Source organism: Variovorax soli NBRC 106424, assembly GCF_001591385.1.
Classification (GTDB): domain Bacteria; phylum Pseudomonadota; class Gammaproteobacteria; order Burkholderiales; family Burkholderiaceae_C; genus Variovorax; species Variovorax soli.
This window is the reverse complement of record NZ_BCUU01000028.1, coordinates 26,411-53,197: the sequence shown is the minus strand read 5'-3', so window position 1 is coordinate 53,197 and position 26,787 is coordinate 26,411. Positions and strand designations below refer to the sequence as shown.

Sequence of the window (26,787 nt, the reverse complement as noted above, 5' to 3'; positions counted from 1 at the left end):
TCTAGCGGCCACTGCATCAATGTCCTGATCTGATCGATACAAGTCCCAGGATGCACGGCAAGCTCATGGCATCCCTCGGAAAATTGGTCTATCGTCCAATTTCCGCCGCGGATCCCGCACATGAACACTTGTCTTGTTGTGATCGATGCACAGGAGTCCTTCCGTCATCGCCCGTACTTCACCGAGGATGACCTGCCGGCCTACCTGCAGGCGCAGAACGCGCTCATCGCCGGCGCGCAGAAGGCGGGCCTGCCCATCGTCCGGGTCTTCCACGTCGACGGGCCGGCGGATGCATCCAACGCCTTCGCCCGCGAATCGGGCCATGTCCGTCCGCTGGACGGGCTGGCGCCTTTCGAGCCCGCACTCACGGTGCACAAGAGCCGGCACAGCGCGCTGGTGGGAACGGGGCTGGACGTGTGGCTCACCGAGCAGGGCTTGCGCCGGATCATCGTGAGCGGCGTGCGCACCGAGCAGTGCTGCGAAACCACCGCGCGCCATGCCTCGGACCTGGGCTGGACCGTCGACTACGTCACCGACGCCACCCTCACCTGGGACATGCGGCAACCCGACGGCCGCCCGCTGTCGGCGCAGGACATCAAGGCGCGGACAGCCACCGTGCTGGCCGGCCGCTTCGCCACCGTCGCCACGGTGGACGAAGCACTCGCACGGGCCGCTGCATGAGCTTGCAGGTGCAGATCCTCGCCTTCGACGGTGTCGAAGCACTGGACTTCGCCGGTCCGTTCGAAGTCTTCACGACGGCCAGCCGGGTTCATGTGCGCCGCCACCCAGGCGAGCCACCGCTCTTCGAGGTGAAGTCGGTCGCCGCCTGCGACGTGGTCCTGGCGCGCGCCGGCCTGCGGCTGCTGCCCGACTGGTCATTGGACGAGGCGCCGCCGGCCGATGTGCTCGTCGTTCCCGGCGGCGTGGTCGATGCCGCGCTCGCGAGCCCCGACACCCTGCGCTGGATCGGCTCGCAGGCCCGCCAGGCACGCATCACGGCCTCCGTCTGCACCGGCGCCTTCGTGCTCGCAGCCAGCGGCGTGCTGCAAGGCAAGGCGCGCGTCACCACGCACTGGGAAGACGTCGCGGAACTGCGCGAGAAGTTTCCGCAACTCGACGTGGTGGACGACGTGCGCTGGGTCGACGGCGGGAGCATCGTCACCTCGGCCGGCATCAGCGCGGGCATCGACATGAGCCTGCACCTGGTCGAACGCCTGGCAGGCCGCGACCTGGCGCTGCGCACCGCACGCCAGATGGACTTTGCATGGACCACCCACCCGACCAGCCCATCCGCGTAGTTTTCGCGCTGCTCGACGGCAGCCTGGTGCTCGACTGGGCCGGCCCGGCCGAGGCACTGCGCATCGCCAACCAGTTCCTGCGCGAGCGCGGGCAGCCGGAGCGCTTCGTTGTCGAGTTCGCCGGCCCGTCGCCCACCACCGTCAGCTCGGTCGGGGTGCAGCTGTGCGGCCTCTCGCCCCTGCCTGCGCAATGGGACGGCCCGGCCTGGGTGGTGCTGGTGGGCCAGCCGGGGCGGGTCATCGACGTGACAAGCGATGCGGCGCGGCAACTCATCCATTGGCTGCGCGGCCAGCGCTTTGCAGCCGGCCGGCTCGAACTGCTGACCATCTGCGCCGGCTCGCTGCTGGCGGCGCATGCCGGCGTGCTCACCGGCCGGCGCGCCACCACGCACCACCACCACCTGCAGGAGCTGCGCGAAACCGACGCCCGCTGCGACGTGGTGGCCAACCGCGTCTTCGTGCTCGATCCGCCCATCTACAGCAGCGCGGGCGTGACGACCGGCATCGACCTGGTGCTGCACCGCATCGGCGAGGTGTGCGGAGCGCCGCTGGCCGCCCAGGTGGCGCAGACCATGGTGGTGGCGCAGCGGCGCGGCCCGCACGACCCGGAGCTGTCGCCCTTCCTCGCCTACCGCAATCACCTGCACGCCGCGTTGCACCGGGTGCAGGACGCCGTGAGCGAAATGCCCCAGCACGACTGGAACGTGCCGCGCATGGCCGAGGTCGCGCACACCTCGCCGCGCCACCTGACGCGGCTGTTCGTCGAACACGCCGGGGTGGCGCCGCTGGCGTATCTGCGCCGCCTGCGGCTGGCCAGCGCGCAGCTGGCGCTTCAGGCCGGTGCCAGCGTCACGCGGGCGGCCGAACTCTCCGGATTCGGGTCGGACACGCAACTGCGGCGTGCATGGCGCCAGTTCGGCCTGGACGGCTCGCCTTCGGCGGCGTCATCCGCGGCGCGGCCGCAGAGCGCCTGAGTTCACGTGTAGCCGCAAAAGCGAAGCACATGCCCATCGGGCTCGCGGATGGCGAACTCGCGCAATCCCCAAGGCTGCGAGACCAGCGGCTCGACGATCGTGACACCGCGGCGCGCATAGGCGTCGTGCAGTCCGTCCACATCGTGGCCCACGTGGATCACGATTTCGCCCCTCCAGGCGTCACCGGTGGCGGGCGCATCGGTGCACTGCCAGAGCCGGATGTAGACCGGGTCGCCATGACGCCGGTCGTCGCCCTTCTTCACCCGTGCGTAGCTCGGCGGCTCGCCGGCGATGAAGTCGATCTCGAAGCCCAGCACGTCCCGGAAATAGCGGGCGGCGCGCGCCGCGTCCGCCACCGGCAGCACCGGCTGCACGCCATGGAACTGGTGCCGTGTGCCCAGGTCAGCTTCCGGCATGCGCGCCCTCAGCCGGCGGCGCGGCGCAGGCCGGCGCAGCGCTCGGCAATGACGTCGATGTCGAGCGCGTCTTCTGCGTGCGTCAGGTAGGTTTCCAGGTCGCGCACGGCCAGCGCGTTGTTGCCCTGCCCCGCATGCGCCAGGCCGCGGTCGCGGTATTCGCTCCACGCCTCGGGCAGGAGGACGACGAGGCGGTCCTGCACGGCAATGGCGCGCTGCCAGTCTTCCTGCGTGTGGTGGATTTCCTTCAGGTTGCGCAGCATGCGCGCAATGATTTCTCGGGGTGCGGCCGGCTGCAGGTACAGGCCCAGGGGCACGTCGAATTCGCCCACCAGCCCACTGCTTCTCTTGTAGGGCTCCAGCCGTTCGCTCAGCTCTTCGCGCGAGAGCGAGCGGCCTGTGAACGGGTCGATCACCACCTGCCCCTTGGGCATGGTGACCTTGAGCATGAAATGCCCGGGAAACCCCACGCCGCGCGCATGCAGGTTGAGCCCCTGCGCCAGTTCGAGCCACAGCACCGCCAGCGAAATCGGAATGCCGCGGCGCGTGCGCAGCACGGCGTTCAGGTAGCTGTTGTCGGGGTCGTAGTAGTCGTTGACGTTGCCGCCGAAGCTCAGGTCGTGAAAGAAGAACTGGTTGAGGGCGCGAAGGCGCTGCAGTGGCGCCGCGTCGGCCGGCAGGCGGCGGCGCAGCCTGGCCAGCAGCTGGTCGACATCGCCCAGCACCTGCTGCACATCGAGTTCGGGATATTCGTCCTGCGCCAGGCTGGCGGCGGCTTCGAGCAACGGGAACTGTTCGTCGCTTTGAACCAGCGTGGCGAAATATTCGAGTGCGGTCGGGGCCGAGATGCTCAGGGACATGTGCCTTTGTAGTTGACGCCCAAATGGGCGTCAAGGCAAGCCCATCGGGCTAGTGGCGCAAGAGTTTTTTCAGGTTCAGTCCGCTCGCCAGCAGCACCCCGAAATAGACCACCGCGGCGCCGGCGAGGAAGGCCGCCAACATGCCGATGCGGCGCAGCGGATCGGCACGCATTGCCACCCAGTCGAAATGGTGCGCGCCCCAGTACAGCAGGCCGCCCAGCGCCGCCGTGGCCACCAGCACGCGCAGGATGAACAACGGCCAGCCGCTGACAGGCTTGTAGGTGCCCGCGCGCAGAAGACCCGCCAGCAACCAGAGCGAGTTGACCAGCGCGCCGATGCCGATCGACAAGGTCAGCGCCGCATGATGCAGGTGCGGCACCAGGAAGAAGTTCAGCACCTGGGTGAAGACCAGCACGCCCACGGCAATGAGCATGGGCGTGCGCATGTCGTGCTTGGCGTAGTAGCCCGGCGCCAGCACCTTGATGGCGACGATGCCCAGCAGGCCCACGCCGTAGCCCACCAGCGCCGCGCTGGTGCGCGCCACGTCGTTGGCGCTGTAGAGGCCGTAGTGGAACAGCACCGCCACCAGCGGGCCCGAGAACACCAGCAAGGCCATGGCGCTGGGCAGCGACAGCAGCAGCACCAGGCGCAGGCCCCAGTCGAGCATGGACGAATAGCGGTCGTGGTCGCCGGATGCGCGGGCGCCCGCCAGCTGCGGCATCAGCACCACGCCCAGGGCCACGCCGAGCATGGCCGTTGGAAATTCCATGAGCCGGTCGGCGCCGGTCACCCAGGTCACGCTGCCGGGCGCCAGGTGCGAGGCGATCTGCGTGTTGATGAGCAAGGAGATCTGCGCCACGCTCACCCCCAGCAGGGCCGGCAGCATCAGCCGGATGACCTTGCGCGTGGTCTCGTCCTGCCAGGCGGCGCGGATCCTGCCCCAGGTCAGGCCGATGCGCGGCAGCAGCCCCAGGCGGCGCAGCGCCGGCAGCTGGAGCGCCAGCTGCAGCGCGCCGCCCACCATCACGCCCACGCACTGGGCGTAGATCGGCTCGATGCCATGGCGCCGGAACCATGGCGCGCCCAGCACGATCGAGCCGATGAGGCACAGGTTGAGCAGAACCGGCGATGCGGCCGGCACCGCAAATCGCTTCCAGGTGTTGAGGATGCCGCCGGCCAGCGCCACCAGCGACATGAAGGCGATGTACGGGAACATCCACCGCGTCATGACCACCGCGGCCTCGTAGCCGTGCGCCGTCTGGCGCAACCCGCTGGCCATGGCCCACACCATCAGCGGCGCGGCCAGAACGCCTGCAATGCTGAGCAGCACCACCGCCCAGGTCAGCAGGGTGGCCACATGGTCGACCAGCACCTTGGCGCCGGCCTCGCCCTGCTCCGCCTTGCGCGCCGCCAGCACCGGCACGAAGGCCTGGCTGAAGGCGCCTTCGCCAAATACCCGACGAAACAAGTTGGGAATACGGAAGGCGACGTTGAAGGCGTCCGTGAGAGCGCTGACGCCGAATACCGAGGCGAAAAGCACGTCCCGCACCAGGCCGGTGATGCGCGAAGCCAGGGTCAGCAGGGAGACGGTGGAGGCGGACTTGAAAAGCGACACCGGGCGAGTGTATGGGCTCGAGAACTGGCCCCCACGCTTCCCCGCTTCGCGAGGTCCGCTGCCCCCCCAAGGGGGCGCCTTTCGTCTTGGGGCGGCCCGGCGACGAAAAGGCCCAGCCGCCCTAGTAGGCCGGTTGGGCTACAATAGAGGGCTTTGCTGCATCATCCCCAGACACCTTAAGGATACTGAACCATGGCATCGTCCAAGCCCAAGAAAAAGAACCCGCGCCTCGCGTCGGGCCGCAAGCGCGTCCGCCAGGACGTCAAGATCAACGCCGCGAACACCTCGCTGCGCTCCAAATACCGCACCGCCGTGAAGAACGTCGAGAAGGCCGTTGCCGCTGGCGACAAGACCAAGGCCGCCGAACTCTTCGCCAAGGCACAAAGCATCGTGGACACGGTGGCCGACAAGGGCATCTTCCACAAGAACAAGGCCGCTCGCGACAAGAGCCGCCTGTCGGCCAAGGTCAAGGCCCTGGCCACCGCCGCCGCCTGAGGCTTTTCCAGGCAACACCCAGCCCGGACCTTCACCGGTCCGCCGTTTGATCGGGGTGCGCTGCAGCAAAGAAAACGAAAAACCGCCTTCGGGCGGTTTTTTCATGGGCGGCTGGTTTCGAGCGCACATCGGCGCAGGTGTTCGCGCCAACTCAGGACGCTGCCAAGTTCGCCGGACGGGACGGCGCACAGCAAGGCACGCACCACCTGGAGGTAGGCCGACTGCGCCAGCCGGATCGTCCCCCGCACAACCCACGAGTGCCTGGCGCACCCGCCAGGCATCGGCGCAGCGCACGGTGACATGCAGGACCTGGAAGCACACAGACCGCTGCGGCTTGCGGCGGGCGAATTCGAGCACCTCATGGTCACGGTAGGCGGCATAGGCCATCGACGAACACCTTTCTCCATTGCAGATGCGATGCAGTCTGGGCAGGCGGGCATAAAAGCGGTGCAAAAAGACAGGCGTCCCGCGTAAATGCAGCCGATCGGTGCCGGCGCTTTTTCGCAAATTTGATGTGCGTGCCATGAGTCTTTACGGCGCGTTGACCAGAGCGGCCCTAGCCTTGCCGCTCTTTCAACAACAACGCACATCACGCATGCACATGCAACTCACACGCCTGGGCACCGTCGGCGCGATTCTTCTGGCACCGGCGCTGGCGTCCGCGCAAGCCGCTGGGCCTTCTGAAGCATCCCCGATCACGGCCAACGTCACGCTGACCACCAACTACAAGTTCCGCGGCCAGGACCAGGACGTGCTGGGCAGCAACGGCAACTTCAAGACCAGCGCCGTCAAGCCGGCCCTCCAGGGCGGCTTCGACTACGCCCACGAAAGCGGCTTCTACATCGGCAACTGGAACTCCAGCGTCAACTGGATGGACGGCAACTCCATCGAGATGGACGTCTACGGCGGCTACAAGTTCAAGGCCGGCGGCCTGGACTGGGACGTGGGCACCCTGGGCTACATCTACCCTGGCGCCACCCAGGGCAACACCTGGGAAATCTACGGCTCGGGCAGCTACGCCAGCGCCTTTGGCGCCTTCACCCTGAAGTACTCGCACACCGTCTCGGACGACTACTTCAACTGGGCCGGCGCCAAGGCCGGCTCGGGCCTGTCGGGGCGCAACACCGGCTACCTGAACCTGGGCTACGCCTACGAGGTGGTGCCCAAGCTCACGCTCAAGGCCGCGGTGGGCTACACCTTCTTCGCCTCCGACATCAAGGACAACACCGTCGCGCAGAACTACTACGACTACAACGTGGGCGCTTCGTACGACTTCGGCGGCGGCCTGTCCCTGGGCGGCTATGTGCAGGGCGCCAACAAGGGCAGCGCCTTCGAGGTGACCGGCGCGGACGGCAAGACCCGGAGCCCCAACAAGGCCCGCTTCATCGTGGCCCTGACCAAGACGCTGTAATGCCAAGAAAGCCGCCGGCGGGCTTGGAGCCCGGCGGCGGCTTTCTGTGTTGGGCTGGTTCAGCCCGCGATCAGCTCAGGTCGGCCTTGAACTTGTCGATGGCTGTCTGGCCGCACTGCTCGTCCAGGTGGCCGCCCGGGGCGCCGGCGACGCCCACGGCGCCGATGACTTCATTGCCGGCCTTGATCGGCAGGCCGCCACCCAGCACCAGGAAGCCGGGGATGTCGGTCAGCGTCGCAGCGCCGGGGTTCTTCTGCGCGTTCTCGAGGATCGTCTTGGTGGGCGTCTTGGCCGAGAGCGAGGTGAAGGCCTTGCGCTCGGAAGCCTGCACGGTGTGCGGGCCGGCGTTGTCGGCACGCTGCAGGGCGCGCAGCACGCCGCCGCGGTCGACCACCGCGGCCGACACGTTGTAGCCGCTGGCGCTGCAGACGGCCACGGTGGCGGCGGCGATCTGGTTGGCCAGTTCGAGCGAGATGTTCTTCTCGGTGCGCACGCCGCTGTTCTGAGCTTGGGCGCCGAAGGCCGCCAGCACGAGGGCGGCGGCGAGGGCGATACGGGGACGGATGGACATGGTCTGCGTTCTCCAGTTTCAACAACAATCGATGTTCGCGAGGCATCGCGCCGCGCTTGTTCGCATTGTTGAAAACGGCCCTCGCACGGTCCATTCGTACGGCTACGCGCGCCGCTCCGTAGTTCTACGGTGTGCCGTCCGCGTCCACCAGGTCGGCGTAGTGCCGGATGAGCTGCGCCAGCGAATCGCTTTCCAGCTTGGTGAAGATGTTGGCGCGGTGGCTCTCCACGGTGCGTGGCGACAGGTTGAGCGCCCGCGCGATCTCCTTGTTGGACAGGCCCCGCACGATGTGCGCCAGCACCTCGCGCTCGCGTTCGGACAGCTGTGCGAAGCGTGCGCGCGCCGCCTGGTCGACGCGGCCGCGCTCGCGCGAGCGCACGTGGCGCCGCACGGCCTGGCGCAGCGCCTCCAGCAGTTCTTCGTCGTCGACGGGCTTCTCGAGGAACTCGGCCGCGCCGGACTTGAAAGCGCGCCGGCACATCTCGACCGTGGCGTGGCCGGTGAGCATGAGGATGGGCTGGTCCACGCCCTCGGCCACCAGCGTTTCGAGCACCGTCAGGCCGCTGATGCCGGGCATGCGCACATCCAGCACGATGGCGCCGATGCCGCCGCGGTCGAACTCGGCCACGAAGCGCTGCGCGTCGCTCCAGGTCTGCACGCGCAGCCCGATGGTGCCGATGAGCAGCGCCAGGCTGTCGCGCACCGCCGCATCGTCGTCGATCAGGTGGATCAGCGGCGACTGGTGGGATGAAGAGGTCGATGATGAAGTCTGCAACTCGCTCATTGATTGCGCCTTGAACGTCGGTGCTATGCCGCGCGCGGCAGGCGAAGCACGAAGCAGGCGCCGCGGCCATCGGGGCCCGCCACGGCCCGCAGCGAGCCGCCCATTTCCTGCGCCAGCGTCTCGCACAGGCTCAAGCCCAGGCCCAGGCCATGCTCGCGCGTGCTGAAGAAGGGCTCGAAGATGCGCGGCAATACCTCGGGGGCGATGCCGGGCCCGTTGTCGCACACGCGCACTTCGCAGTGGCGCGAGTCGCCGGCCGCCGCGCCGTAGTGCAGGTCGATGCGCCGCGTCTGCGCGTCCTGCTGCTGCATGGCCTGCATGGCGTTGAGCAGGAGGTTGTGCACGATCTGATCCACCGCCACCGGATCGCCGCTGGCACGCACCGGCTGATGCGTGCCGCCGCCCGCATGCAGCCGAACCTCCACGCCGTGGCGCGACAACTCGGGCTGCAGCAGGTCGAGCGAACGGCGCAGCACGTCGTGCAGGTTCAGCGCCTGGCCGGCGCGGCCGCTGGCGGGCCGCTCGATGGCGCGGCGAAGTCGCCCCACCACGTCGGAGGCGCGCCGGGCCTGCTCGGCCGCCTGCCCCATGGCGCTGCGCGCGGTGGCCAGCTCGTCGGGCCCGGCCTGTTCGTCCAGCAGGCGGCGCGCGGCCTGCGTGTTGGCCAGCACCGCCGTCAGCGGCTGGTTGAGTTCATGCGCCATGCCAGCCGCGAGTTCGCCCAGGGCATTGAGGCGCGCCACCTGGGCAAAGCGCACGCGCTCTTCCGCGCGCCGGCGCTCGGTGCGCTGCAGTTGCAGCCAGCGCGCGCCGGCCGTCAGCAGGGCCACGCCCGCCGTCCATAGCAGCATCCAGCCCCAGGGCAGCTCGCCCAGGCGCACCGTACGCTCGGCCATCACGTCGAAGTCCTGGCTGGCGGAGGCCAGGTGCTTGTGGAACTCGAAGTGCCAGGGGCCTTGCGCCCTGGCGCCCGGCTGCACCACGAATTGCTGCCTGTCGGTCTGCAGGCTCAGGCGCACCGGGCTGGTCTTGGGGTCCATCGGCCAGTCGGCCCAGGGCACGGTGCGCGCCAGGTCCACGTCCAGCGCGAAGCTGGCGGGCTGCGCGGCCATCACCAGCCAGTAGCGGCCGGCGGCCAGATCGTGCGGGCCGAGCTGCGGGCGCTGGGCCGTGCTCGATTGGGCTTCCGCAGCCGCCAGACGCGGGTCGGGCCATTCGGCGCCGGCATCGCGCCGTGCCACCGCAAGGATCGAGGGATAGACGCTGGACAGGCGCTGTTCCGCGCCTGCGCGCTCGCCGGCGCCGCCCAGCAGCGCCAGCGTGGCCAGCACGGCGTCGTACTGCACCACCTGCTGGCTCAGCAGGCGGTGGGCGATGCGGGCCTGGGTGTCGAACTCGTCGCGCAGCTGGCGCAAGCCGTCATGCGCGATCCAGGCGGCGCCGCCGGCACTGGCCACCAGCCAGGCCAGGATCCAGATTCCGAGTGCGCCCCATCGTGCTTTCATCGGGCGCCATTGTGCAGTGCCCTGCCGCGCCTGCATGGCGTGCGGGGCCGCGTGCTCAGCCCTTCTTCGTGGGCGGCTCGGGGACGTCAGGCACGAGGCAGGCCTCGGCCATCTGCAGGTTGTTGTCGCGCGCGAAATTGATGACGAAATCCCAGGCCATGGGCTCGTAGTCCCGCAGTTCGCGGTTGACCACCACGCACTTGATGCCGTTGACCACCATCGGCACGCACCACGGCGAATAGCTCAGGTGGCTGCCGGGCTGCGGTCCGCCCGGCCTGAACGAGCACATCACGCCGGCCAGACGCTCCGCCCAGTCGCTCGGCCGGAAGGTGCGGCCGTCTTGGGTGATGCCCTGGATGAAGATTTCTTTGGCGCTGGGAGAGACCATGAGGTGCGGGGATGTGCTGCAATGTTGCAGCGCACAAGGATTCTACCTTTCGGCGGCTTGGCCGCCCCGCCCAGGGGGCATTGCAGTAATGCGCAATCCTCAAGGAATCCGTCATGGGCGGCGCCTAGAATTTGCCCTTCCTTTTCCCTGTTCACCTCCCCCATCCGGAGAACCGAATGAGCTCCAACGCCCAGCCCTCGTCGCCCCACGTCATGAACACCTACGGTCGTCTGCCGATCGCCTTGTCGCATGGCCAGGGTTGCCGAGTCTGGGACACCAGCGGCAAGGCCTACCTGGACGGCCTGGGCGGCATCGCCGTGAACACCCTGGGCCACAACCACCCCGAGCTGGTGCCGGCCCTGCAGGACCAGCTCACCAAGATCATCCACAGCTCCAACTACTACCACGTGCCCGGCCAGGAGCAGCTCGCCACCAAGCTGACCGAACTCTCCGGCCTGACCAACGCCTTCTTCTGCTGCACCGGCCTGGAAGCCAACGAGGCCGCGCTCAAGCTCGCACGCAAGTTCGGCCACGACAAGGGCATCGAGCGCCCCGAGATCGTGGTGTACGAGGCCGCCTTCCACGGCCGCAGCATCGCCACCCTGTCGGCCACGGGCAACCCCAAGGTGCAGGCCGGCTTCGGCCCGCTGGTGGAAGGCTTCATCCGCGTACCGCTCAATGACATCGAGGCGCTGAAGAAGGCCACCGAAGGCAACCCGAACGTGGTGGCCGTGTTCTTCGAAACCATCCAGGGCGAAGGCGGCATCAACCCCATGCGCTGGGAATACCTGCGCCAGGTGCGCCAGCTGTGCGACGAGCGCGACTGGCTCATGATGATCGACGAAGTGCAGTGCGGCATGGGCCGCACCGGCAAGTGGTTTGCGCATCAGTGGGCCGGCATCAAGCCGGACGTGATGCCGCTGGCCAAGGGCCTGGGCTCGGGCGTGCCCATCGGCGCCGTCGTGGCCGGCCCCAAGGCCGCCAACATCTTCGGCCCGGGCAACCACGGCACCACCTTCGGCGGCAACCCGCTGGCCATGCGCGCGGGCATCGAGACCATCCGCATCATGGAAAAGCACAAGCTGCTCGAGAACGCCGACAAGGTGGGCTCGCACCTGAAGGAGTCGCTGCAGCGCGAGCTGGGCAGCCTGCCCGGCGTGAAGGAAGTACGCGGCCAGGGCCTGATGCTGGGCATCGAGCTCGACCGCCCCTGCGGCGCCATCCTGCAGCGCGCCTGCGACGCCGGCCTGCTGCTGAGCGTGACGGCCGACAGCGTAATCCGCCTGGTGCCCCCGCTCATCCTGAGCCAGGCCGAGGCCGACGAGATCGTGGCCATCCTGGTGCCCATCGTGAAGAGCTTTCTTGCAGAATCCAAGGCATGAGTACCGCAGCTGCACCCGCCATCCGCCACTACCTGCAATTCGGCGACTTCTCGGCCGACGAGTACGCGCACCTGTTCGCGCGCGCGGCCCTGATCAAGAAGAAGTTCAAGACCTACGAGAAGCACCAGCCACTGACGGACCGAACGCTGGCCATGATCTTCGAGAAGGCCTCCACGCGCACCCGCGTGAGCTTCGAGGCCGGCATGTACCAGATGGGCGGCAGCGTGGTGCACCTGACCACCGGCGACAGCCAACTCGGCCGCGCCGAGCCCATTGAAGACAGCGCCAAGGTCATCAGCCGCATGGTCGACCTGGTGATGATCCGCACCTTCGAGCAAGCCAAGATCGAGGCCTTTGCCGCGCATTCGCGCGTGCCGGTCATCAACGGCCTGACCAACGAATTCCACCCCTGCCAGATCCTGGCGGACATCTTCACCTACATCGAGCACCGCGGCTCCATCCAGGGCAAGACGGTGGCCTGGGTGGGCGACGGCAACAACATGGCCAACACCTGGCTGCAGGCCGCCGAGATCCTGGGCTTCACGGTGCATGTGAGCACGCCCACCGGCTACGAGGTGGACCAGGCCGTGGCGGGCGTGCGTTCCAGCAGCAGCTACAAGGTCTTCAAGGACCCGATGGAAGCCTGCCGCGGCGCCGACCTGGTCACCACCGACGTATGGACCAGCATGGGCTACGAAGCCGAGAACGAAGCGCGCCGCCAGGCCTTTGCCGACTGGTGCGTCGACCAGGACATGATGCGCATCGCCAAGCCCGATGCCCTGTTCATGCACTGCCTGCCCGCGCACCGCGGCGAGGAAGTCGAAGCCGAAGTCATCGACGGGCCGCAGTCGGTGGTGTGGGACGAAGCGGAGAATCGCATGCACGTGCAGAAGGCGTTGATGGAGTACCTGCTGCTGGGCAGGATTTCCTGACCATTGATCTCTTCGCATCAGGCGCGCCAGTCGTCCAGGCTGGCGCGCCTGATTGCTTTCGAGCGCGGGCTCAGTCCCCCGCCAGCACCCGCCGCGTCAGTCCGCTGGGCAACGCATGCGCCTTCTCCAGCATGGCCTGGTAGTACGGCCACAGCCGCAACGCGGCGGCATGGCTGCCCGCCCATTGCGCCTGGATGGCCGGCGCCAGCGCGCGGATCTCATCACGGATGGCGCGGGCATCGATCGACACATGCTCGCCATCGCGCACCACCACTTCCCCGTTGACGATCACGTGCCGCACGGAGCTGCCATCCTCGCTGTAGACGAGCTGTCGCCGCACATCGTTGCACGGGATGAAGGCCCAGCGGTCCAGGTCGAGCAGGATGATGTCGGCCAAGGCGCCCGGAATGAGCTGGCCAAGCTCGCCTTCGCGCCGCACGGCGCGTGCGCCGCCTGCAGTCATCGCGTGCAACACCTCGCCGTGCCGCGGCCATCGGGACGAGTCCGCGCTGCTGAGGTTGTGTACCAGTCCGGCCATCTTGCCGGCCAGCCACAGGTTGGCCGTGTCGTCGGTGCACAGCTCGTCGGTGCCGATGGCAATGGGCACGCCCACGTCGCGCAACGCCCGCCATGGCATCACGCCACTGCCCAGACGAAGGTTGCACACGGGGTTGTGCGCCACCACGGCGCCGCTGTCGGCCAGGAGGCGCAAATCATCGTCGTCGATCCATACCGCATGGATGATCTGGCAGCGCTCGTCGAGAACACCCGCTTCGTGCACATGCCGCAGCAGCGATTGGCCGAAGCGCTCCAGGCCTGTCGCGCGCTGCAGCTTGGTCTCCAGCACGTGCAAGTTGTACGGCAGGTCGTGGCGACGGCTGAGCTCCCCGAGCGCCTGAAGGTAGGGGCGCGTCACGCGCTGCGGTGCGGAGCATGACACGGCCGCTGCCAGGCGTCCCTGCGCCGCACCGTGCCAGCGGGTGATGAGGTGCTGGTAGAGCGCCAGGAGTTCGTCGGCGCCCTGCAGCGGCGCGGCTTCCATTTCTGAACGCATCCGGGCCGGCAGCAGCTCGCGCAGGTACGGAAACTTGTCGTACTCCACGATGTTGGGCTGGTCGATGGCCACGGTGGCGCGGATGCCTGCGTCGGCATAGGCCTGCATGACGGTGTCGATGCCCTGCGGCGTGGCCACCGGCACGTGATAGGCATCGTCATGGACCGTGGTGATGCCGCGTTCGAGCATCTCCAGCGCACCCATCATCGTGCGCAGATAGGCCATGCGATGGCCGTCTCCGCTCTGCGCCAGCGGCGGCACCTCGTAGAGCATGAAAAGCTCCAGCGGCAACCCGTCGAGCTGCCCGCGCATCAGGTTGCCGGGGGAATGGAAATGCGCATTCACCAGGCCCGGCATGGCCAGCATGCCGCGTGCATCCAGTGTCGGCGTCCCTGGCGAAACCGAGAGCTCCAGGCCGATGGATTCGATGCGCCCATCGCGCAGCAGGATGTCTGCCTTTGCCCATTCGCGGCCCGCCGCGTCCAGGCTGAGCACGCGCGCGCCCTGGATCAGCAGCGGGCCCGATGAAGGCGCGCCGCATACTTCTTCCGGGATTCTCATCGTGCCAATGCCTCCTGCTCGGCAAAGGCGCGGTCGACTTCGTCGGCCAGCAGTTCCGCAAGTCGGTCATGCAGCGCATGGAAGGCCGCGTCTCGCGGGTTGCGCGGGCGCGGCAGATCCACCGGCACGATCTCCTTGATGCGCCCGGGGCGGGCGGTGAACACCACGATCCGGTCGGCCAGGCCGATGGCCTCTTCGATGGAGTGCGTCACCAGCAGCATCGATGCGCCGCTCTCCCGCCAGAGCTGGAGCAGGTAGGCCTGCATCTTGGCGCGTGTCTGGATGTCCAGCGCCGCGAAGGGCTCGTCCATCATCAGTACCTTGGGCTTGAGTGCGAGCGCCCTCGCCATCGCTGCGCGCTGGCGCATGCCACCCGAGAGCTCGGCCGGCCGCTTCAGTTCGAAGCCGTTCAGGCCCACGCGCGCGAGCAATTCCATGGCACGCACTTCCCGCTGCGGCTTTGGCATGCCCCGCAGCGCCAGCCCATAGGCCACGTTGTCGCGGATGTTGAGCCAGGGAAACAGCGCCGCTTCCTGGAAGATCATTCCTCGCTCGGGGCTGGTGCCCTCGATACTTCGGCCCTCGCTCAAAAGCTCGCCGCGCGTGGCCTGCTCGAGCCCCGCCAGCAGATACAGCAACGTGCTCTTGCCGCAGCCTGACGGGCCGAGCAAGACCACGAACTCGCCCGGCTTCACCGCGAAGCTGATGTCCTGCAGCGCGGCAAAAGGCTTCTCGCTTTCCGCGTTCCAGGTCTTGCCGACGCCACGGCATTCAATGGCCGGTGTGTTCGATGTGCTCATGCGCTTCTCCCGCCGATCTTCTGACCGTCCAGCCACCAGAGCATGCGGCGCTGGATCCAGCCCAGTGCCTGGTCGAACAGGAAGCCGGACAGGCCGATGAGCGTCATGGTGAAGAACACCAGGCTCGCGTTGAAGGTGTTGCGGGCCATCATCACGATCTGCCCCAGGCCACTGCCCACGCCCGCCGCTTCGGCGATGAGCACCACCATCCACGCCGCGAAGAGATTGATGCGCAGCGTGACGAACAGGCCCGGCAAGATCGCCGGCAGGATCACGCTGGTGTAGATCTGCCGCTTCGTGGCCCCCATGATTCGCGCGACGTGGACGTAAGCCTTGGGCACTTCGTCGATCTGCGCGAGCGTGGCGATGACCATCACGAAGAAGATTGCGACGAACACCATGAATACGGCCGGCTTGTCGCCAATACCGAAGAGAAACACCGCCACCGGCAACCATGCCACCGGCGAGATGGGCGCGAACATGGTCACCGCCGGCAGCGTGAGCTTGCCGAACATGGACCAGTACCGGATGCCGATGCCCACCGCAAGGCTCAGCACGAATCCCAGCAGCAGTCCCAGCAGAACCCGCATCGAGGTCCACAGCACGACCGTGACCACGCCGAGCCAGCTGCCGCCGGCGCCGCTGGAGCCGATCGTGTTGGCCGTGTCGAAGAAGTGGAGCTGCTCGCTCCAGTTGCCCAGGAAGACATGGGGAGCAGGCATGAGCAGCGGATCGGCCCAGCCCATCCATGCGGCCCATTCCCACAGGCCGATGATGATGCCGATGGAGGTCAGCGCCCAGGCCATCGATGAGGCCTGGCGCACCAGCCTGCGCCGCAGCGCAGGCACCACAAGCGGCTTGCGCTGCTCTTCGCCGGCGGCGGGCAACGGCGCGGCGTTCCAAACGCGGGCGTTCATGCGGAAGTCCTTCAAGCCGACTTGAGCTTCAGCGCGCTGAACATGGCCTGGTTCGACGCGATGACCGCCTCCAGCGGCTTCCAGTCGAACACGTCGTTGCCCGGCAGCTTCTTGATGTAACCCATCTCCCTCATCGACTGGGCACGCGCCATGATGAACTGGGTCTGGTTGCGCTGGTCGACCATCACGGGCTGGCGCTTGGCGGCCCCAGCGGCTGCTTCCATGGTGGTCTTGTAGTACTTGCCCACGGTCTGCTTCAGCGCCCCGGCCTGGTCAGCTTCGATCTGGCTCTGGGCCGTGAGCAGCGCCTTGATGACGGCACGCACCACCTCGGGCTGCTTCTGCAACAGCGGCGTTCTGACCGACAGCACGCAGTCGGCATACTGGGCGCCATACACGTCCGTGCCATCGCTGAGCACCGTAGCGCCCTTGCGCGCCGCGGCCGACTGGCTCGCATAGGGCTCCACTGCGCAAATGGCATCCACCGCGCCGCCGATGAAGGCCTGAGCCATTTCGGGCGAGGTGTTGAAGTAGCGCACCTGCACGTCCTTGAAGCTGAGACCGGCCTTCTTGAGCCAGTCGTACGGCAGCACTTCCAGCGTGTCGGCCTGGAAGGTGCCCAGTGTCTTGCCGCGCATGTCGGCCGCGCTCCTGATGCCTTCCTTCGCCACCACCAGGCAGCCGTTCACGCCGCCGCCAGCCACCACTTTCACCGGGGCGCCCGCGTCGTACAGCGAGAGGAAGTTGGAATACGGGATCATCGAGATGTCCACCGCCCCGACGCCGAAGAGCGTGACGATGTCGGTGTTGGTCGGCGTGACGACGAACTCCAGCTCCACGCCGTCGCCCTGCGCCAGTTGCCGCTCCTTGGCGATGAAGATCCCCAGGTTGCACAGGCCCGCCCCATGCGTGGCCTTGATCCTGGTGCTGCCGGCCGCATGGGCTCCCGTGGCGCCCATGGCCGCGGCCAGCGCGGTGGGCAGCACCACCACGGCTGCGCCCGCACCGCCCAGCGACTTCAGGAAGTCTCGGCGGCCCGTGATCGAAGAAGAAGCGGATTGCAGAGCAGCAAAAGCCCCGCCATGACGTTCGCACATACCAGTACCTCGTTCCAAATTGAGAGATTCAAGATCACCCGGCTCGGAAACTCGGCGCTGTGTGCCTGCGCGGACGCTGGCTCACGGGGGCCGAATTTCCGGATCAGGCCCAGAATTCGGCACGCCAACCGTAAAAGCTCAACGCCTGCGCTGCCGGGTGCAATGCAGGTTGCGTGCCTGCCCGGCGCGGCCCCGTGTGCCACACCCGGGCACGGCGCCTGCACATTCGTGGTGCCATCCAAGCCGGCGCGACAAGAACGCCGCACCGGGTGTGTGCATCGCCCGGCGAATGCCGCCAGCGGTAGCATCTGCCTTCCATTCTTTCGATGAGCTTCCTGTGTCCCCCTGCCAGCAATGCGGCGCCTGCTGCGCCAGCTACCGCGTCGACTTCAGCATCCACGAGCTGGACGAGCACGGCGGCCGCGTTCCTTCGGGCCTGGCGGTCGACGTCAACGACGCCATCTGCCGCATGCGCGGCACCGACCATGCCCGACCGCGTTGCGCGGCATTGGTGGGCACCATCGGCCAGCAGGTTTCCTGCGGCATCTACGAATGGCGGCCCAACCCCTGCCATGAACTCGAAGCCGGCAGCGACGCCTGCGAACGTGCGCGGGCCCGCCATGGCCTGCCCCCGCTGCCGCACTGAATGAGCAAACCGGGGCCGGACATCTTTTGATTCGCCTTCGTTGGAAATAACCGACACCACGGGTATTCGCGCGGCGCTAACTTCTGCGCCATGGAATCGAAGAAAACACCTCGCCTGTGGGACATTTCCCCGCCCGTGCATGAAGGCGCGCCGGTGTTTCCTGGCGACACCCCGTATCGCCAGCGCTGGGCCGCAACCATCGCGCCCGGCTGCCCGGTCAACGTCAGCGAAATCACCTTGTCGCCCCACGTCGGCTCGCATGCCGATGCGCCCCTGCACTACGACGCGCAAGGCGCCAGCATCGGCGCCGTCAGCCTGGCGCCCTTTCTCGGCCGCTGCCGCGTCATTCACGCGATCGACTGCGGGCCGCTGGTCGAGTGGCGCCATGTGGAGCACGCCCTGCAAGACCTGCCGCCGCGCGTGCTGCTGCGCACCTATCGGCACATGCCGGTCGATCGGTGGGATCCGCAGCTGTCCGCCTATGCGCCCGGCACCATCGAGCGCCTGGCGGACCTGGGCGTGCAGCTGGTGGGCATCGACACCGCCAGCATCGACCCGGCCGACAGCAAGACGCTCGACAGCCACCAGGTGATCCGCCGCCGGGGCCTGCGCGTGCTGGAAAACCTGGTGCTCGACGACGTGCCCGAAGGCGACTACGAACTCATCGCGCTGCCGCTCAAGCTGACCAGCGCCGACGCATCTCCCGTTCGCGCCGTGCTGCGCGAACTCATTTCCTGAAAAGACCTTCCCATGACCCTGGACGACTGCCTGCGCCTCGATGCGCAAGACCCTTTGCGCACCTTGCGCGATCAATTCCTGCTGCCCGAAGGCGTGATCTACCTCGACGGCAACTCCCTGGGCGTGCTGCCCAAAGCGGCGCCCGCGCGCGTGGCCGAAGTGGTGGCCAGGGAATGGGGCGAAGGCCTCATCCGCTCCTGGAACACCGCCGGCTGGTTCGACCTGCCGCAGCGCCTGGGCGACAAGGTGGCGCGCCTCATCGGCGCGGCGCCGGGCGAAGTGGTGTGCACCGACAGCACCTCCATCAACCTGTACAAGGTGCTGTTCGCCGCCATCGCGCAAGCCAAGGCGGCCGACGCCAAGCGCCGCGTGGTGCTGAGCGAGCGCAGCAACTTCCCGACCGACCTCTACATTGCCGAATCGCTGTGCCGCGAGCATGGCCTCACGCTCCAGCTCATCGACAGCGAGGCCGAGCTGCCCGCCGCGCTCACGCAGGACGTGGCGGTGCTGATGCTCACGCACGTGAACTACCGCACCGGCGCCATGCACGACATGAAGGCCGTCACCGCTGCGGCGCATGCGGCAGGCGCGCTCACCGTGTGGGACCTGGCGCACAGTGCCGGCGCGGTGCCCGTGGCGCTCAACGACAGCAACGCCGACTTCGCCATCGGCTGCGGCTACAAGTACCTGAACGGCGGCCCGGGCGCACCGGCCTTTGCGTGGGTGCACACGCGCCACGCGGGCCAGTTCATGCAGCCCTTGTCCGGATGGTGGGGCCATGCCGCGCCCTTCGAGTTCAGCCCGCACTACCGGCCCGCCCCCGGGGTGGGCCGCTACCTGTGCGGCACCCAGCCCATCGTCAGCCTGGCGGCGCTGGAATGCGGCCTCGACACGGTGCTGGCAGCCGAAGCGCACGGCGGCATGGCGGCGCTGCGCGCCAAGTCGCTGGCCCTGACGGATGCGTTCATCTCGCTGGTGGAAGAGCGCCTGCCCGGCCAGTTCCAGCTCATCACGCCGCGCGACCATGCGCGGCGCGGCTCGCAGGTGTGCCTTGCGCTGCAGCAACAGCAGACGCCCACGCAGGCCTACGCCATCGTGCAGGCGCTGATCGCGCGCGGCGTCATCGGCGACTACCGCGCCGGCGATTCGCAGATGCCCGACATCCTGCGCTTCGGCTTCACGCCGCTGTACCTGGGCCTGGCCGACGTCTGGCACTCGGTGGAGCACCTGGTCCAGGTGATGGAGCGCAAGGAATGGACACAGCCCGAGTTCAACGCCAAGAATGCAGTGACCTGACATGAGCTGTCCCATGAGCCACACCGAAAAGATCGTCCAGGACGAAAAAGCCCAGCTGGACTTCAGCCAGTCCATGAGCTACGGCGACTACCTGCACCTGGACGAAGTGCTGGGCGCGCAGCATCCGCTCTCGCCGGCGCATGACGAGATGCTTTTCATCATCCAGCACCAGACCAGCGAGCTGTGGATGAAGCTGATGCTGCACGAGCTGCATGGCGCCACGCGCTGCATCGCGGCCGACCAGTTGCCCGATGCCTTCAAGATGCTGGCGCGGGTGAGCCGCATCATGGAGCAGCTGGTCAGCGCATGGACCGTGCTCTCGACCATGACGCCGCCCGAGTACACCGCCATGCGGCCCTACCTGGCCAGCTCCAGCGGCTTCCAGAGCGCGCAGTACCGCTGCATCGAGTTTGCGCTGGGCAACAAGAACGCGGCCATGCTCAAACCGCATGCGCACCGGGCCGATCTGCTGGCGCAGGTGGACGCGACGTATCGCGCGCCATCGCTCTATGACGAGGCGCTGCGCCTGCTGGCGCGCCACGGGTTGCCGGTGCCTGCCGACCGGCTGGAGCGGGACTGGACCCAGCCCTACGAGGCCAGCGACGGCGTGGAGGCCGCCTGGCTCACCGTCTACCGCGACCCGCATGCGCACTGGGACCTCTACCAGCTGGGAGAGAAGCTCACCGACATCGAGGACGCATTTCGCCTCTGGCGCTTTCGCCACGTGACCAGCGTGGAGCGCGTCATCGGCTTCAAGCGTGGCACTGGCGGCACAGGCGGCGTAAGCTATCTGCGCAAGATGCTGGACGTGGTGCTTTTTCCGGAGATCTGGAAGCTGCGCACCGACCTGTAGCCTGCTTGCTTGCAAGCCAGAGTGAGCGAACCCCAGAACCAAGGGAGGCCTGGATGGACGATTTCTTCACCGACGACGAACTGGCCCAGCTGCGTGCGCACGGCATCGTGCTGTTTGCGGGGCGCGTGATCTTCGACGCGCAGCCGCCCATCAGCGCCCAGCAACTGGCAGCCGTCGAGGCCGCCTGCATCGGGCCGGTGCCGCCCGGCCTGCTGGCACTGTGGAGCCAGACCTGTGGCGGCGCGCTCGACTACGACCTGTCGGTGCGCATGGGCGGCGGCGAAGAGCCCGTCCTCTGGGCCGAGCTGTTCGGCCATGGCCCCGAGGGCTTTCGCGACCTGCCCGGCTGGATCGCGCACGAGCGAACGGCCGGTGCCAGTGTCGACTCGGAAGGCAAGGCGTGGTCGCCCAAGCTCGCGGCCCTGCCCTTCGGCGGCTTTGAAGACACCGACCGCCTGCATGTGGTAACCGAGCCGGGCGCCCAGTTCGGCCATGTGCTGGCGTGGAAGCGCGCCCTGCCCGACGCCTGGCCGCATGCCCTGCGCGAGGACGGCCTGGCCACCGTGGCCACTGACCTCGAGGGCGCGTTTGCCGCCCTCCACCTTGCCGAGGATCCGCTGGAGCCCACGGGCGACTATTTCACCGGCCAGGCGCTGCTCGACTACCTGGATGAGCGCCACGGCGACCATGGGCTCGACCTCGACCTGGCCGACAAGGTGGTGGCCTACTACCGCCGCGCCCTGGTCGACTGGCGCCAGCCGCTGCGCGAAGGGCGCCTGGCCGAAGCCCCGCCGCTGGCTGCGCAGATCGCGCAGCGCCACGCCATCGCCACCGACGACGCAGCGCTCATCAACGAACTGGCGGCGGCCGGCCAGCGCTTCGACACCCCGCTGCTGGGCACCGCCCTGCCCACCGACCTGGCGCTCGCGCACGGCGCCTTCGAGGCGGCGGCAGCGCTGGTGGAAGGCGACGCGCCGCTTTCGACAAATGCCCTGGACAGCGTCGAAGGCCCCATCTCGCCGGAACTTGCCCAGGAACTGCTCACCCGGGGTGCGGCGCCGACCGCCCGGGCCATTGCGCAGTGCGTTGCGGCAGGTGCGCCTGCCGCGGCCCGTGTCATCGCCCAGGCGTACCAGAAGGCCCATGGCGATCTGCCGCAAGCTTTCGACGCGGCACGCAATGCGCTGCTGGAGCAATTGCAGGCAGCGCTGGCGGAAGCCAGCAGCGCCGGCCTCGGGGCAGACGCCGGCGCCGAGGGGCTGGCCGAGCGCATCGAGCACCTGCAGAGCTTCAGGCTCTGAGGCCGCGGAAGCCGGCGGCTGCCCGGCCTCGGCTCAGCCTTCGTAAAGCCACGGGTTGTCCAGCAGGTGCGCGCCGAGCACGCGCAGCGCTGCATCGCGTGCCACCCGCTTGGCGCCGCTGGCATGAAACACCTCGCCGTTGCGCCGCGCCCTGGCCTGCACGCGTGCGTTGCGCTGCCAGCGCGCCGAGGCATAGCGGCCGAAGGCGGCGGGCAGGCTGTCCGCGTCGCAATTGCCCACCCGCTCGGCCAGCGCCACCGCATCCTCGATCGCCATGCCGGCACCCTGCGCCAGGTACGGCAGCATGGGGTGGGCCGCATCCCCCAGGAGCGCCACGCGGCCGCGCACCATCTCCTGCGGGCCGGCCAGCGGCGCCCGGTCGTTGAGTTGCCAGGCGCGCCATTGCGGCATGGCTTCGATCAACGGGAACACGCCGTCGCAGCGGTTGCCGATGGCCGCCAGCAGCGCCGCCATGTCCGCCTGCTGGTCCCAGTCGGCAGGGTCCTGCTTCTTCGCGCCGACGCCTCCCGGCTGCACTTCGGCCAGGATCACCAGGTTGAGCCAACCACCCCCGCGCACCGGGTAGGCCACGGCATGCAGACGCTCGCCCAGCCAGACCTGCACGTCGGCGCTGCGCAGCACCGACGGCAGCGCCTCGATGCGCGCCAGCGCGCGCCAGGCGGTGTGGCCCGTGGCCCGGGGCGGCGCCGCCTCTTCGACCACGCGCGAGCGCACCAGGCTCCACAGTCCGTCCGCCCCGACCAGGCCGTCGCCTTCCCAGGCGTGATGGCTGCCGCTGCCCAGGCAGACGGTGTCGCCGCGCGCCGCCACCTGGGTGATGGGCGTACCGGTGTTCAGCTCGATCCGCGGCCCCAGAGCCTGTGCAGCCTGGAGCAGGACCGCATGCAGGTCCGCGCGATGCATGCACAGATAGGGACCGCCGTACTTGCGTTCGATGCTGTCGCCCAGGGGCATGCGCGCCAGCAGGGCACCGTCCTGCGCGTCGCGCACGGCCACCGAGGCCGGGCGTGCCGCCAGCTGGCGGGCCGCGTCGAGCACGCCCAGCGCCTTCAGGCGGCGGGTGACATTGGGGCCGAGCTGGATGCCGGCGCCGACTTCCGAGAACGCGGCGGCCTGCTCCAGCAATTCGACGCTCTGGCCGCCGCGCGCCAGCGCCACGGCAGCCGCCAGGCCGCCAATGCCGCCGCCGGCAATGAGGATGCGCGCCGGCATGGGCTCAGCGCAGGCGAGTGAGGGGAACCTCGGTCGGCCCTTGTTGCTGGGCTTTTGATTTGTCGCCGCCGCCACTCGCGCAGGCCGGCGAGCAGCTGTCGCAGGCGCCGCAGCCTGAGGACTTGGCCAGCGAGCTGGCCAGCTTCTGCGCGCCTTCTTCATTCACCAGGCCGGCGCGCTGACCGCCCGCCGCCAGCCTGGCGGCAAGGGCGCGGCGCCAGGATGCGGGCATCCAGCGCCAGGCCAGGTACAGCACGGCAGAAGCGACGATAAGGGCGACGATGATTTCTTGCATGGCCTTCTACTTCACACTTTCTCAGCCGGCCCCCAAGGCCAGCGCCACGTGATAGGTGATGAAGCACGCAATATAGGCCAGCCCGAACAGATAGGCGGCCATGATCCACACGTAGCGCCACGAGTTGGTCTCGCGCCTGACCGCGGCCAGGGTGGAAACGCACTGCGGCGCGAACACGAACCAGACCAGCAGCGACAGCGCCGTGGCCAGCGACCAGCTGCCGGCGATGAGTGGTTCCAGCGCGCCGGCCACGTCGTCACCGGTTGCAGAGAGCGCGTACACCGTGCCCAGCGCGCCCACCGCCACCTCGCGCGCGGCCATGCCAGGCACCAGGGCGATCGAGATCTGCCAGTTGAAGCCGATGGGCGCGAAGATGTGTTCCAGGCCGCGGCCGATGATGCCTGCCAGGCTGTACTGGATGGCGGGCCCGGTCGCGCCTTCGGGCGGCGACGGAAAGGTGGACAGGAACCACAGCACGATGGTCAGCGTGAGGATGATCGTGCCCACGCGGCGGATGAAGATCCAGGCCCGCTCGTACAGGCCCAGCAGCAGGTTGCGCAGGTTGGGCCAGCGGTAGGCCGGCAGTTCCATCATCAGCGGCGAATGCGTGGCGGCATCGCGGAAGCGCTTCATCACCCAGGCCACGGCCATGGCCGAGACGATGCCGAACACGTACAGGGCGAACAGCACCAGGCCCTGCAGGTTGAACACGCCCGCGACCTCGCGCGCCGGAATGAAGGCGGCAATGAGCAGTGCATACACCGGCAGCCGCGCCGAGCAGGTCATGAGCGGCGCGATCATGATGGTGGTGAGCCGGTCGCGCCAGTTGCTGATGGTGCGCGTGGCCATCACGCCCGGGATGGCGCAGGCAAAGCTCGACAGCAGCGGAATGAAGGAGCGGCCCGACAGGCCCACCGTGCCCATCACCCGGTCGAGCAGGAAGGCCGCGCGCGGCAGGTAGCCCGAATCCTCCAGCGCCAGGATGAACAGGAACAGGATCAGGATCTGCGGCAGGAACACGATCACGCCGCCCGCACCGGCGATCACGCCATCCACCAGCAGGCTTTGCAGCGTGCCTTCGGGGAGCACCGTCTTCACCAGTTCGCCTACCGCGGCCGTGCCCTGCTCGATCCAGCCCATGGGCACCTCGGCCCAGCTGAACACCGCCTGGAACATCAGGAACAGCGCCACGGCCAGCACCAGCATGCCCCACACGGGGTGCAGCACCACGCGGTCGATCTTGTCGCTGGCGTCCAGGCTGCCCGCCGGCTCGGTCACGGCAACCGAGAGAATGCGGCGCACCTCGCGCTGGGTGGCCAGCACGTCCTCGAAGGCAGGGGCGGTCCAGCCGGCCGGCTTGGCTGGCTGCACGGGGGCCTCGATGGCGGCCACCAGATCCTTGGCACCGTCGATGTGGACGCCGACCGTCTCGACCACCGGCACGCCCAGTTCCTGCGACAGCTTCTTCGCGTCGACCTGGATGCCCTGGCGCCGCGCCATGTCGCTCATGTTCAGGGCCACCACCATGGGCAGGCCGAGGCTGCGCGCCTCCAGCACCAGGCGCAGGTTCAGGCGCAGGTTGGTGGCGTCGGTGACGCACACGAGCAGGTCGGGCACGTCTTCGCTGCGCCGGCCGGTGACCACGTCGCGCGTCACGGCTTCGTCGGCGCTCAGCGCGTTCAGGCTGTAGGCGCCGGGCAGGTCCAGCACGAACACGCGGCGGCCCGAGGGCGTGCGCAGCATGCCTTCCTTGCGCTCGACGGTGACGCCGGCGTAGTTGGCCACCTTCTGGCGGCTGCCGGTCAGTTGGTTGAACAGGGCCGTCTTGCCGCAGTTGGGGTTGCCCAGCAATGCGATGCGGCCGGGCTGCTGGAGTGCGCCTGCCTCAGCCATGGCGGGACGCTCCCGGAACGACGCGCACCAGCGCGGCCTCGTGACGACGCAGTGCAAAGGTGGTGTGGCCCAGGCGCACAGCCAGCGGCTCGCGGCCCGGCACGCCGGTGGCGACCACGCGCACCGCCTCGCCGGGCACGAAGCCGATCTCGGTGAGCCGCAGCGCCAGTTCGCGGTCTTCCGCGCCATCGGGCCGCTGCACGTCCAGCACGGTGGCCCATTGGTGTGTGGGAAGTTGATCGAGGCTCAACGCCGCCGCCGCTACGCCATTCAATGTCGTCACCCGGGAAGATCCTTGTACTCAAAAATGAGAATTATTCTCGAAAACTCACCCGTTCGGCCGGATGACCCCAAACAGCCTAGTGAAGGTGTCGAATTTGCCGCCCTACGCCGCATGGGTGGCACGCCGGACACCGGAGGCCATAGCGCGGCCGGCAGGCTGCCTGGACCTCCGGCCAATTCCCTGAGCCGGGCCCGCTGCCTAGACTTTCCAAGCGCGTTCTTGAAGGACTAGGAGGGAGCCCCATGTCGACAGCGGCACGAAACATCCTGGCATCGGTCGGACTGGGCGGCAGCAACCTGGTCAATGACGTGGTGACGATCCAATCGATGCTCAACAACGTACCTACCGGCAACGGCGGCCCCGCGCCCAAGCTGGAGCAGGACGGCAAGTGCGGCCCGCTCACGGTGGGCGCGATCCGCAACTTCCAGTGGGCCCAATTCAAATTCGCCGACGGGCGCGTCGACGCGGGCCAGCGTACGCTGGAGCGGCTGCAGAGCTTCGACACCGGTGGCGCGCCTGCCCCGGCGCCGCCGCCAGGCGGCGGCATCGTGCCGCAGGTGGTGATCCCGCCGGGCTTCGTGCCGACAGCGCCGGCACCGCCGCCCTCGGGTGGCGGCGCGGTGCCGATCCAGGCCGGACTGTCGCCGCTGCGCCGGCGCATCTGCGAGCTGGCCCTGGCCGATGCCCTGCCTCAGCCGGCGGTGAGCGACCTGATCACCGCGATGGAGGACGGCACCCGGGTGCGTGCAGGCTGGCGCCGGCTCAAGCAGTACTTCGACGAAGGCGTGAAGGGCTGGACCGAGAACCACTGGAAGGACAAGGCCACGCTGGACGGCGTGCGCATTCCCGGCAAGCGGATTCCGCAGGGCGTGGGTGCGGACGGCAAGCCGCGGGGCATCAGCTGGTGCGGCATCTTCGCCACCTGGGTGGTGCGCAGCGCCGGCGTGGAAACCAAATGGACTTCCGGCGTCGGCCCCAGCGGCCTGAAGCTGCGCGCCAATCGCGAATGCAAGCCGGGCGACATCTGCGTGATGAAGGGCAGCGAGGTGCACCACTTCATCCCGGTGTCCATCGACGGCGACAACATGGTCACCGTCAACGGCAACTCGGACAACCAGGCGGTGCTGGTGAAGACGCGGCCGCTGTCCTGCCTGGCCTACTACTACAGCGTGGAGGGGTAGCGCCGCGC

Annotated in this window: 28 protein-coding genes; 13 read left to right on the top strand and 15 right to left on the bottom strand. The window is 68.3% G+C overall.

Annotation, left to right across the window (positions count from 1 at the left end; genetic code table 11):
* Window positions 1-120 precede the first annotated feature (120 nt).
* From VSO01S_RS10905 to VSO01S_RS10895, 3 genes are read left to right on the top strand one after another with little or no spacing between them, the layout of a single operon-like run.
* Complete coding sequence (locus VSO01S_RS10905) at window positions 121-681, top strand: isochorismatase family protein (protein WP_068642214.1); 561 nt, start codon at window positions 121-123, stop codon at window positions 679-681.
* On the top strand, window positions 678-1,298 hold the full coding sequence (locus VSO01S_RS10900) for a DJ-1/PfpI family protein (RefSeq protein ID WP_068642212.1): 621 nt from the start codon (window positions 678-680) through the stop codon (window positions 1,296-1,298). Before VSO01S_RS10905 ends, VSO01S_RS10900 begins: the two co-directional genes overlap by 4 nt.
* Entirely contained in the window at window positions 1,265-2,272 is a 1,008-nt protein-coding gene (locus VSO01S_RS10895) for a GlxA family transcriptional regulator (RefSeq protein WP_068642211.1), read from the top strand. Before VSO01S_RS10900 ends, VSO01S_RS10895 begins: the two co-directional genes overlap by 34 nt.
* A gap of 2 nt (window positions 2,273-2,274) precedes the next feature.
* Here VSO01S_RS10895 and VSO01S_RS10890 read toward each other — a convergent pair whose 3' ends face one another.
* Genes VSO01S_RS10890 through murJ form a run of 3 tightly spaced genes read right to left on the bottom strand, consistent with a single transcriptional unit; the run spans window position 2,275 to window position 5,163 of the window.
* A complete protein-coding gene (locus tag VSO01S_RS10890; RefSeq protein ID WP_068642209.1) occupies window positions 2,275-2,688 on the bottom strand; it encodes a VOC family protein in 414 nt (137 codons plus the stop codon).
* A gap of 8 nt (window positions 2,689-2,696) precedes the next feature.
* A complete protein-coding gene (locus tag VSO01S_RS10885; RefSeq protein WP_068642207.1) occupies window positions 2,697-3,548 on the bottom strand; it encodes a SirB1 family protein in 852 nt (283 codons plus the stop codon).
* 49 nt (window positions 3,549-3,597) lie between these two features.
* Window positions 3,598-5,163: a murein biosynthesis integral membrane protein MurJ gene (gene murJ, locus VSO01S_RS10880; protein ID WP_068642205.1), complete on the bottom strand. Its 1,566-nt coding sequence runs from the start codon at window positions 5,161-5,163 to the stop codon at window positions 3,598-3,600.
* A 192-nt stretch (window positions 5,164-5,355) separates the two neighbouring features.
* Between murJ and rpsT the strand changes: the two genes are divergently transcribed.
* Both rpsT and VSO01S_RS10870 read left to right on the top strand, forming a co-directional pair.
* Complete coding sequence (gene rpsT / locus VSO01S_RS10875) at window positions 5,356-5,658, top strand: 30S ribosomal protein S20 (protein WP_068642203.1); 303 nt, start codon at window positions 5,356-5,358, stop codon at window positions 5,656-5,658.
* Window positions 5,659-6,253: 595 nt separating this feature from the next.
* A complete protein-coding gene (locus VSO01S_RS10870) occupies window positions 6,254-7,069 on the top strand; it encodes a TorF family putative porin (RefSeq protein ID WP_068642201.1) in 816 nt (271 codons plus the stop codon).
* A gap of 70 nt (window positions 7,070-7,139) precedes the next feature.
* Here the strand turns inward: VSO01S_RS10870 and VSO01S_RS10865 are convergent, their stop codons facing one another.
* From VSO01S_RS10865 to VSO01S_RS10850, 4 genes are all read right to left on the bottom strand, one after another.
* A complete protein-coding gene (locus VSO01S_RS10865; RefSeq protein WP_174544722.1) occupies window positions 7,140-7,640 on the bottom strand; it encodes a GlcG/HbpS family heme-binding protein in 501 nt (166 codons plus the stop codon).
* 124 nt (window positions 7,641-7,764) lie between these two features.
* Window positions 7,765-8,424 (bottom strand): response regulator transcription factor, encoded by a 660-nt coding sequence (locus VSO01S_RS10860; RefSeq protein WP_153305216.1) that lies wholly within the window; start codon window positions 8,422-8,424, stop codon window positions 7,765-7,767.
* A gap of 23 nt (window positions 8,425-8,447) precedes the next feature.
* Window positions 8,448-9,929 carry a sensor histidine kinase gene (locus VSO01S_RS10855; protein ID WP_068642199.1) on the bottom strand — a complete coding sequence of 494 codons (1,482 nt, stop codon included), beginning with the start codon at window positions 9,927-9,929 and terminating at the stop codon, window positions 8,448-8,450.
* 55 nt (window positions 9,930-9,984) lie between these two features.
* Entirely contained in the window at window positions 9,985-10,317 is a 333-nt protein-coding gene (locus VSO01S_RS10850; RefSeq protein ID WP_068642197.1) for a DUF3579 domain-containing protein, read from the bottom strand.
* A gap of 176 nt (window positions 10,318-10,493) precedes the next feature.
* On the opposite strand from VSO01S_RS10850, the gene VSO01S_RS10845 reads away from it, so the two are divergent.
* Both VSO01S_RS10845 and argF read left to right on the top strand, forming a co-directional pair.
* The gene (locus VSO01S_RS10845; protein WP_068642195.1) at window positions 10,494-11,699 is read left to right on the top strand and encodes an aspartate aminotransferase family protein; all 1,206 of its coding nucleotides are present in this window, start codon (window positions 10,494-10,496) and stop codon (window positions 11,697-11,699) included.
* Window positions 11,696-12,631 carry an ornithine carbamoyltransferase gene (gene argF / locus VSO01S_RS10840; RefSeq protein WP_068642194.1) on the top strand — a complete coding sequence of 312 codons (936 nt, stop codon included), beginning with the start codon at window positions 11,696-11,698 and terminating at the stop codon, window positions 12,629-12,631. The genes VSO01S_RS10845 and argF overlap by 4 nt, the downstream gene beginning before the upstream one ends.
* Window positions 12,632-12,701: 70 nt before the next feature.
* Here the strand turns inward: argF and VSO01S_RS10835 are convergent, their stop codons facing one another.
* The 4 genes from VSO01S_RS10835 to VSO01S_RS10820 are packed head-to-tail and all read right to left on the bottom strand — an operon-like array spanning window position 12,702 to window position 17,060.
* Window positions 12,702-14,246: an amidohydrolase family protein gene (locus tag VSO01S_RS10835; RefSeq protein WP_218002336.1), complete on the bottom strand. Its 1,545-nt coding sequence runs from the start codon at window positions 14,244-14,246 to the stop codon at window positions 12,702-12,704.
* Window positions 14,243-15,046 (bottom strand): ABC transporter ATP-binding protein, encoded by an 804-nt coding sequence (locus VSO01S_RS10830; RefSeq protein ID WP_068642192.1) that lies wholly within the window; start codon window positions 15,044-15,046, stop codon window positions 14,243-14,245. The genes VSO01S_RS10835 and VSO01S_RS10830 overlap by 4 nt, the downstream gene beginning before the upstream one ends.
* A complete protein-coding gene (locus VSO01S_RS10825; protein WP_068642190.1) occupies window positions 15,043-15,963 on the bottom strand; it encodes an ABC transporter permease in 921 nt (306 codons plus the stop codon). Before VSO01S_RS10825 ends, VSO01S_RS10830 begins: the two co-directional genes overlap by 4 nt.
* 11 nt (window positions 15,964-15,974) lie before the next feature.
* Entirely contained in the window at window positions 15,975-17,060 is a 1,086-nt protein-coding gene (locus VSO01S_RS10820; RefSeq protein ID WP_068642188.1) for an ABC transporter substrate-binding protein, read from the bottom strand.
* Between the two features lie 337 nt (window positions 17,061-17,397).
* On the opposite strand from VSO01S_RS10820, the gene VSO01S_RS10815 reads away from it, so the two are divergent.
* From VSO01S_RS10815 to VSO01S_RS10795, 5 genes are all read left to right on the top strand, one after another.
* Window positions 17,398-17,706 carry a YkgJ family cysteine cluster protein gene (locus VSO01S_RS10815; protein ID WP_068642186.1) on the top strand — a complete coding sequence of 103 codons (309 nt, stop codon included), beginning with the start codon at window positions 17,398-17,400 and terminating at the stop codon, window positions 17,704-17,706.
* A 90-nt stretch (window positions 17,707-17,796) separates the two neighbouring features.
* Window positions 17,797-18,444: an arylformamidase gene (gene kynB, locus VSO01S_RS10810; protein ID WP_068642184.1), complete on the top strand. Its 648-nt coding sequence runs from the start codon at window positions 17,797-17,799 to the stop codon at window positions 18,442-18,444.
* Window positions 18,445-18,456: 12 nt separating this feature from the next.
* Window positions 18,457-19,740, top strand: coding sequence for a kynureninase (gene kynU, locus VSO01S_RS10805; protein ID WP_068642182.1), 1,284 nt, complete (start codon window positions 18,457-18,459; stop codon window positions 19,738-19,740).
* A gap of 13 nt (window positions 19,741-19,753) precedes the next feature.
* Complete coding sequence (gene kynA, locus VSO01S_RS10800; protein ID WP_245684178.1) at window positions 19,754-20,593, top strand: tryptophan 2,3-dioxygenase; 840 nt, start codon at window positions 19,754-19,756, stop codon at window positions 20,591-20,593.
* A 53-nt stretch (window positions 20,594-20,646) separates the two neighbouring features.
* Window positions 20,647-21,894 carry a hypothetical protein gene (locus VSO01S_RS10795; RefSeq protein WP_068642178.1) on the top strand — a complete coding sequence of 416 codons (1,248 nt, stop codon included), beginning with the start codon at window positions 20,647-20,649 and terminating at the stop codon, window positions 21,892-21,894.
* 33 nt (window positions 21,895-21,927) lie between these two features.
* Here VSO01S_RS10795 and VSO01S_RS10790 read toward each other — a convergent pair whose 3' ends face one another.
* The 4 genes from VSO01S_RS10790 to VSO01S_RS10775 are packed head-to-tail and all read right to left on the bottom strand — an operon-like array spanning window position 21,928 to window position 25,598.
* Window positions 21,928-23,127 carry an FAD-dependent monooxygenase gene (locus VSO01S_RS10790; RefSeq protein WP_068642176.1) on the bottom strand — a complete coding sequence of 400 codons (1,200 nt, stop codon included), beginning with the start codon at window positions 23,125-23,127 and terminating at the stop codon, window positions 21,928-21,930.
* A gap of 4 nt (window positions 23,128-23,131) precedes the next feature.
* The gene (locus tag VSO01S_RS10785) at window positions 23,132-23,422 is read right to left on the bottom strand and encodes a DUF6587 family protein (RefSeq protein ID WP_068642174.1); all 291 of its coding nucleotides are present in this window, start codon (window positions 23,420-23,422) and stop codon (window positions 23,132-23,134) included.
* Between the two features lie 21 nt (window positions 23,423-23,443).
* Window positions 23,444-25,315: a ferrous iron transporter B gene (gene feoB / locus VSO01S_RS10780; RefSeq protein WP_068642172.1), complete on the bottom strand. Its 1,872-nt coding sequence runs from the start codon at window positions 25,313-25,315 to the stop codon at window positions 23,444-23,446.
* Entirely contained in the window at window positions 25,308-25,598 is a 291-nt protein-coding gene (locus VSO01S_RS10775; protein ID WP_068642171.1) for a FeoA family protein, read from the bottom strand. Before VSO01S_RS10775 ends, feoB begins: the two co-directional genes overlap by 8 nt.
* A gap of 242 nt (window positions 25,599-25,840) precedes the next feature.
* On the opposite strand from VSO01S_RS10775, the gene VSO01S_RS10770 reads away from it, so the two are divergent.
* Window positions 25,841-26,779 carry a peptidoglycan-binding domain-containing protein gene (locus VSO01S_RS10770; protein WP_068642169.1) on the top strand — a complete coding sequence of 313 codons (939 nt, stop codon included), beginning with the start codon at window positions 25,841-25,843 and terminating at the stop codon, window positions 26,777-26,779.
* The last annotated feature ends 8 nt before the right edge of the window (window positions 26,780-26,787 follow it).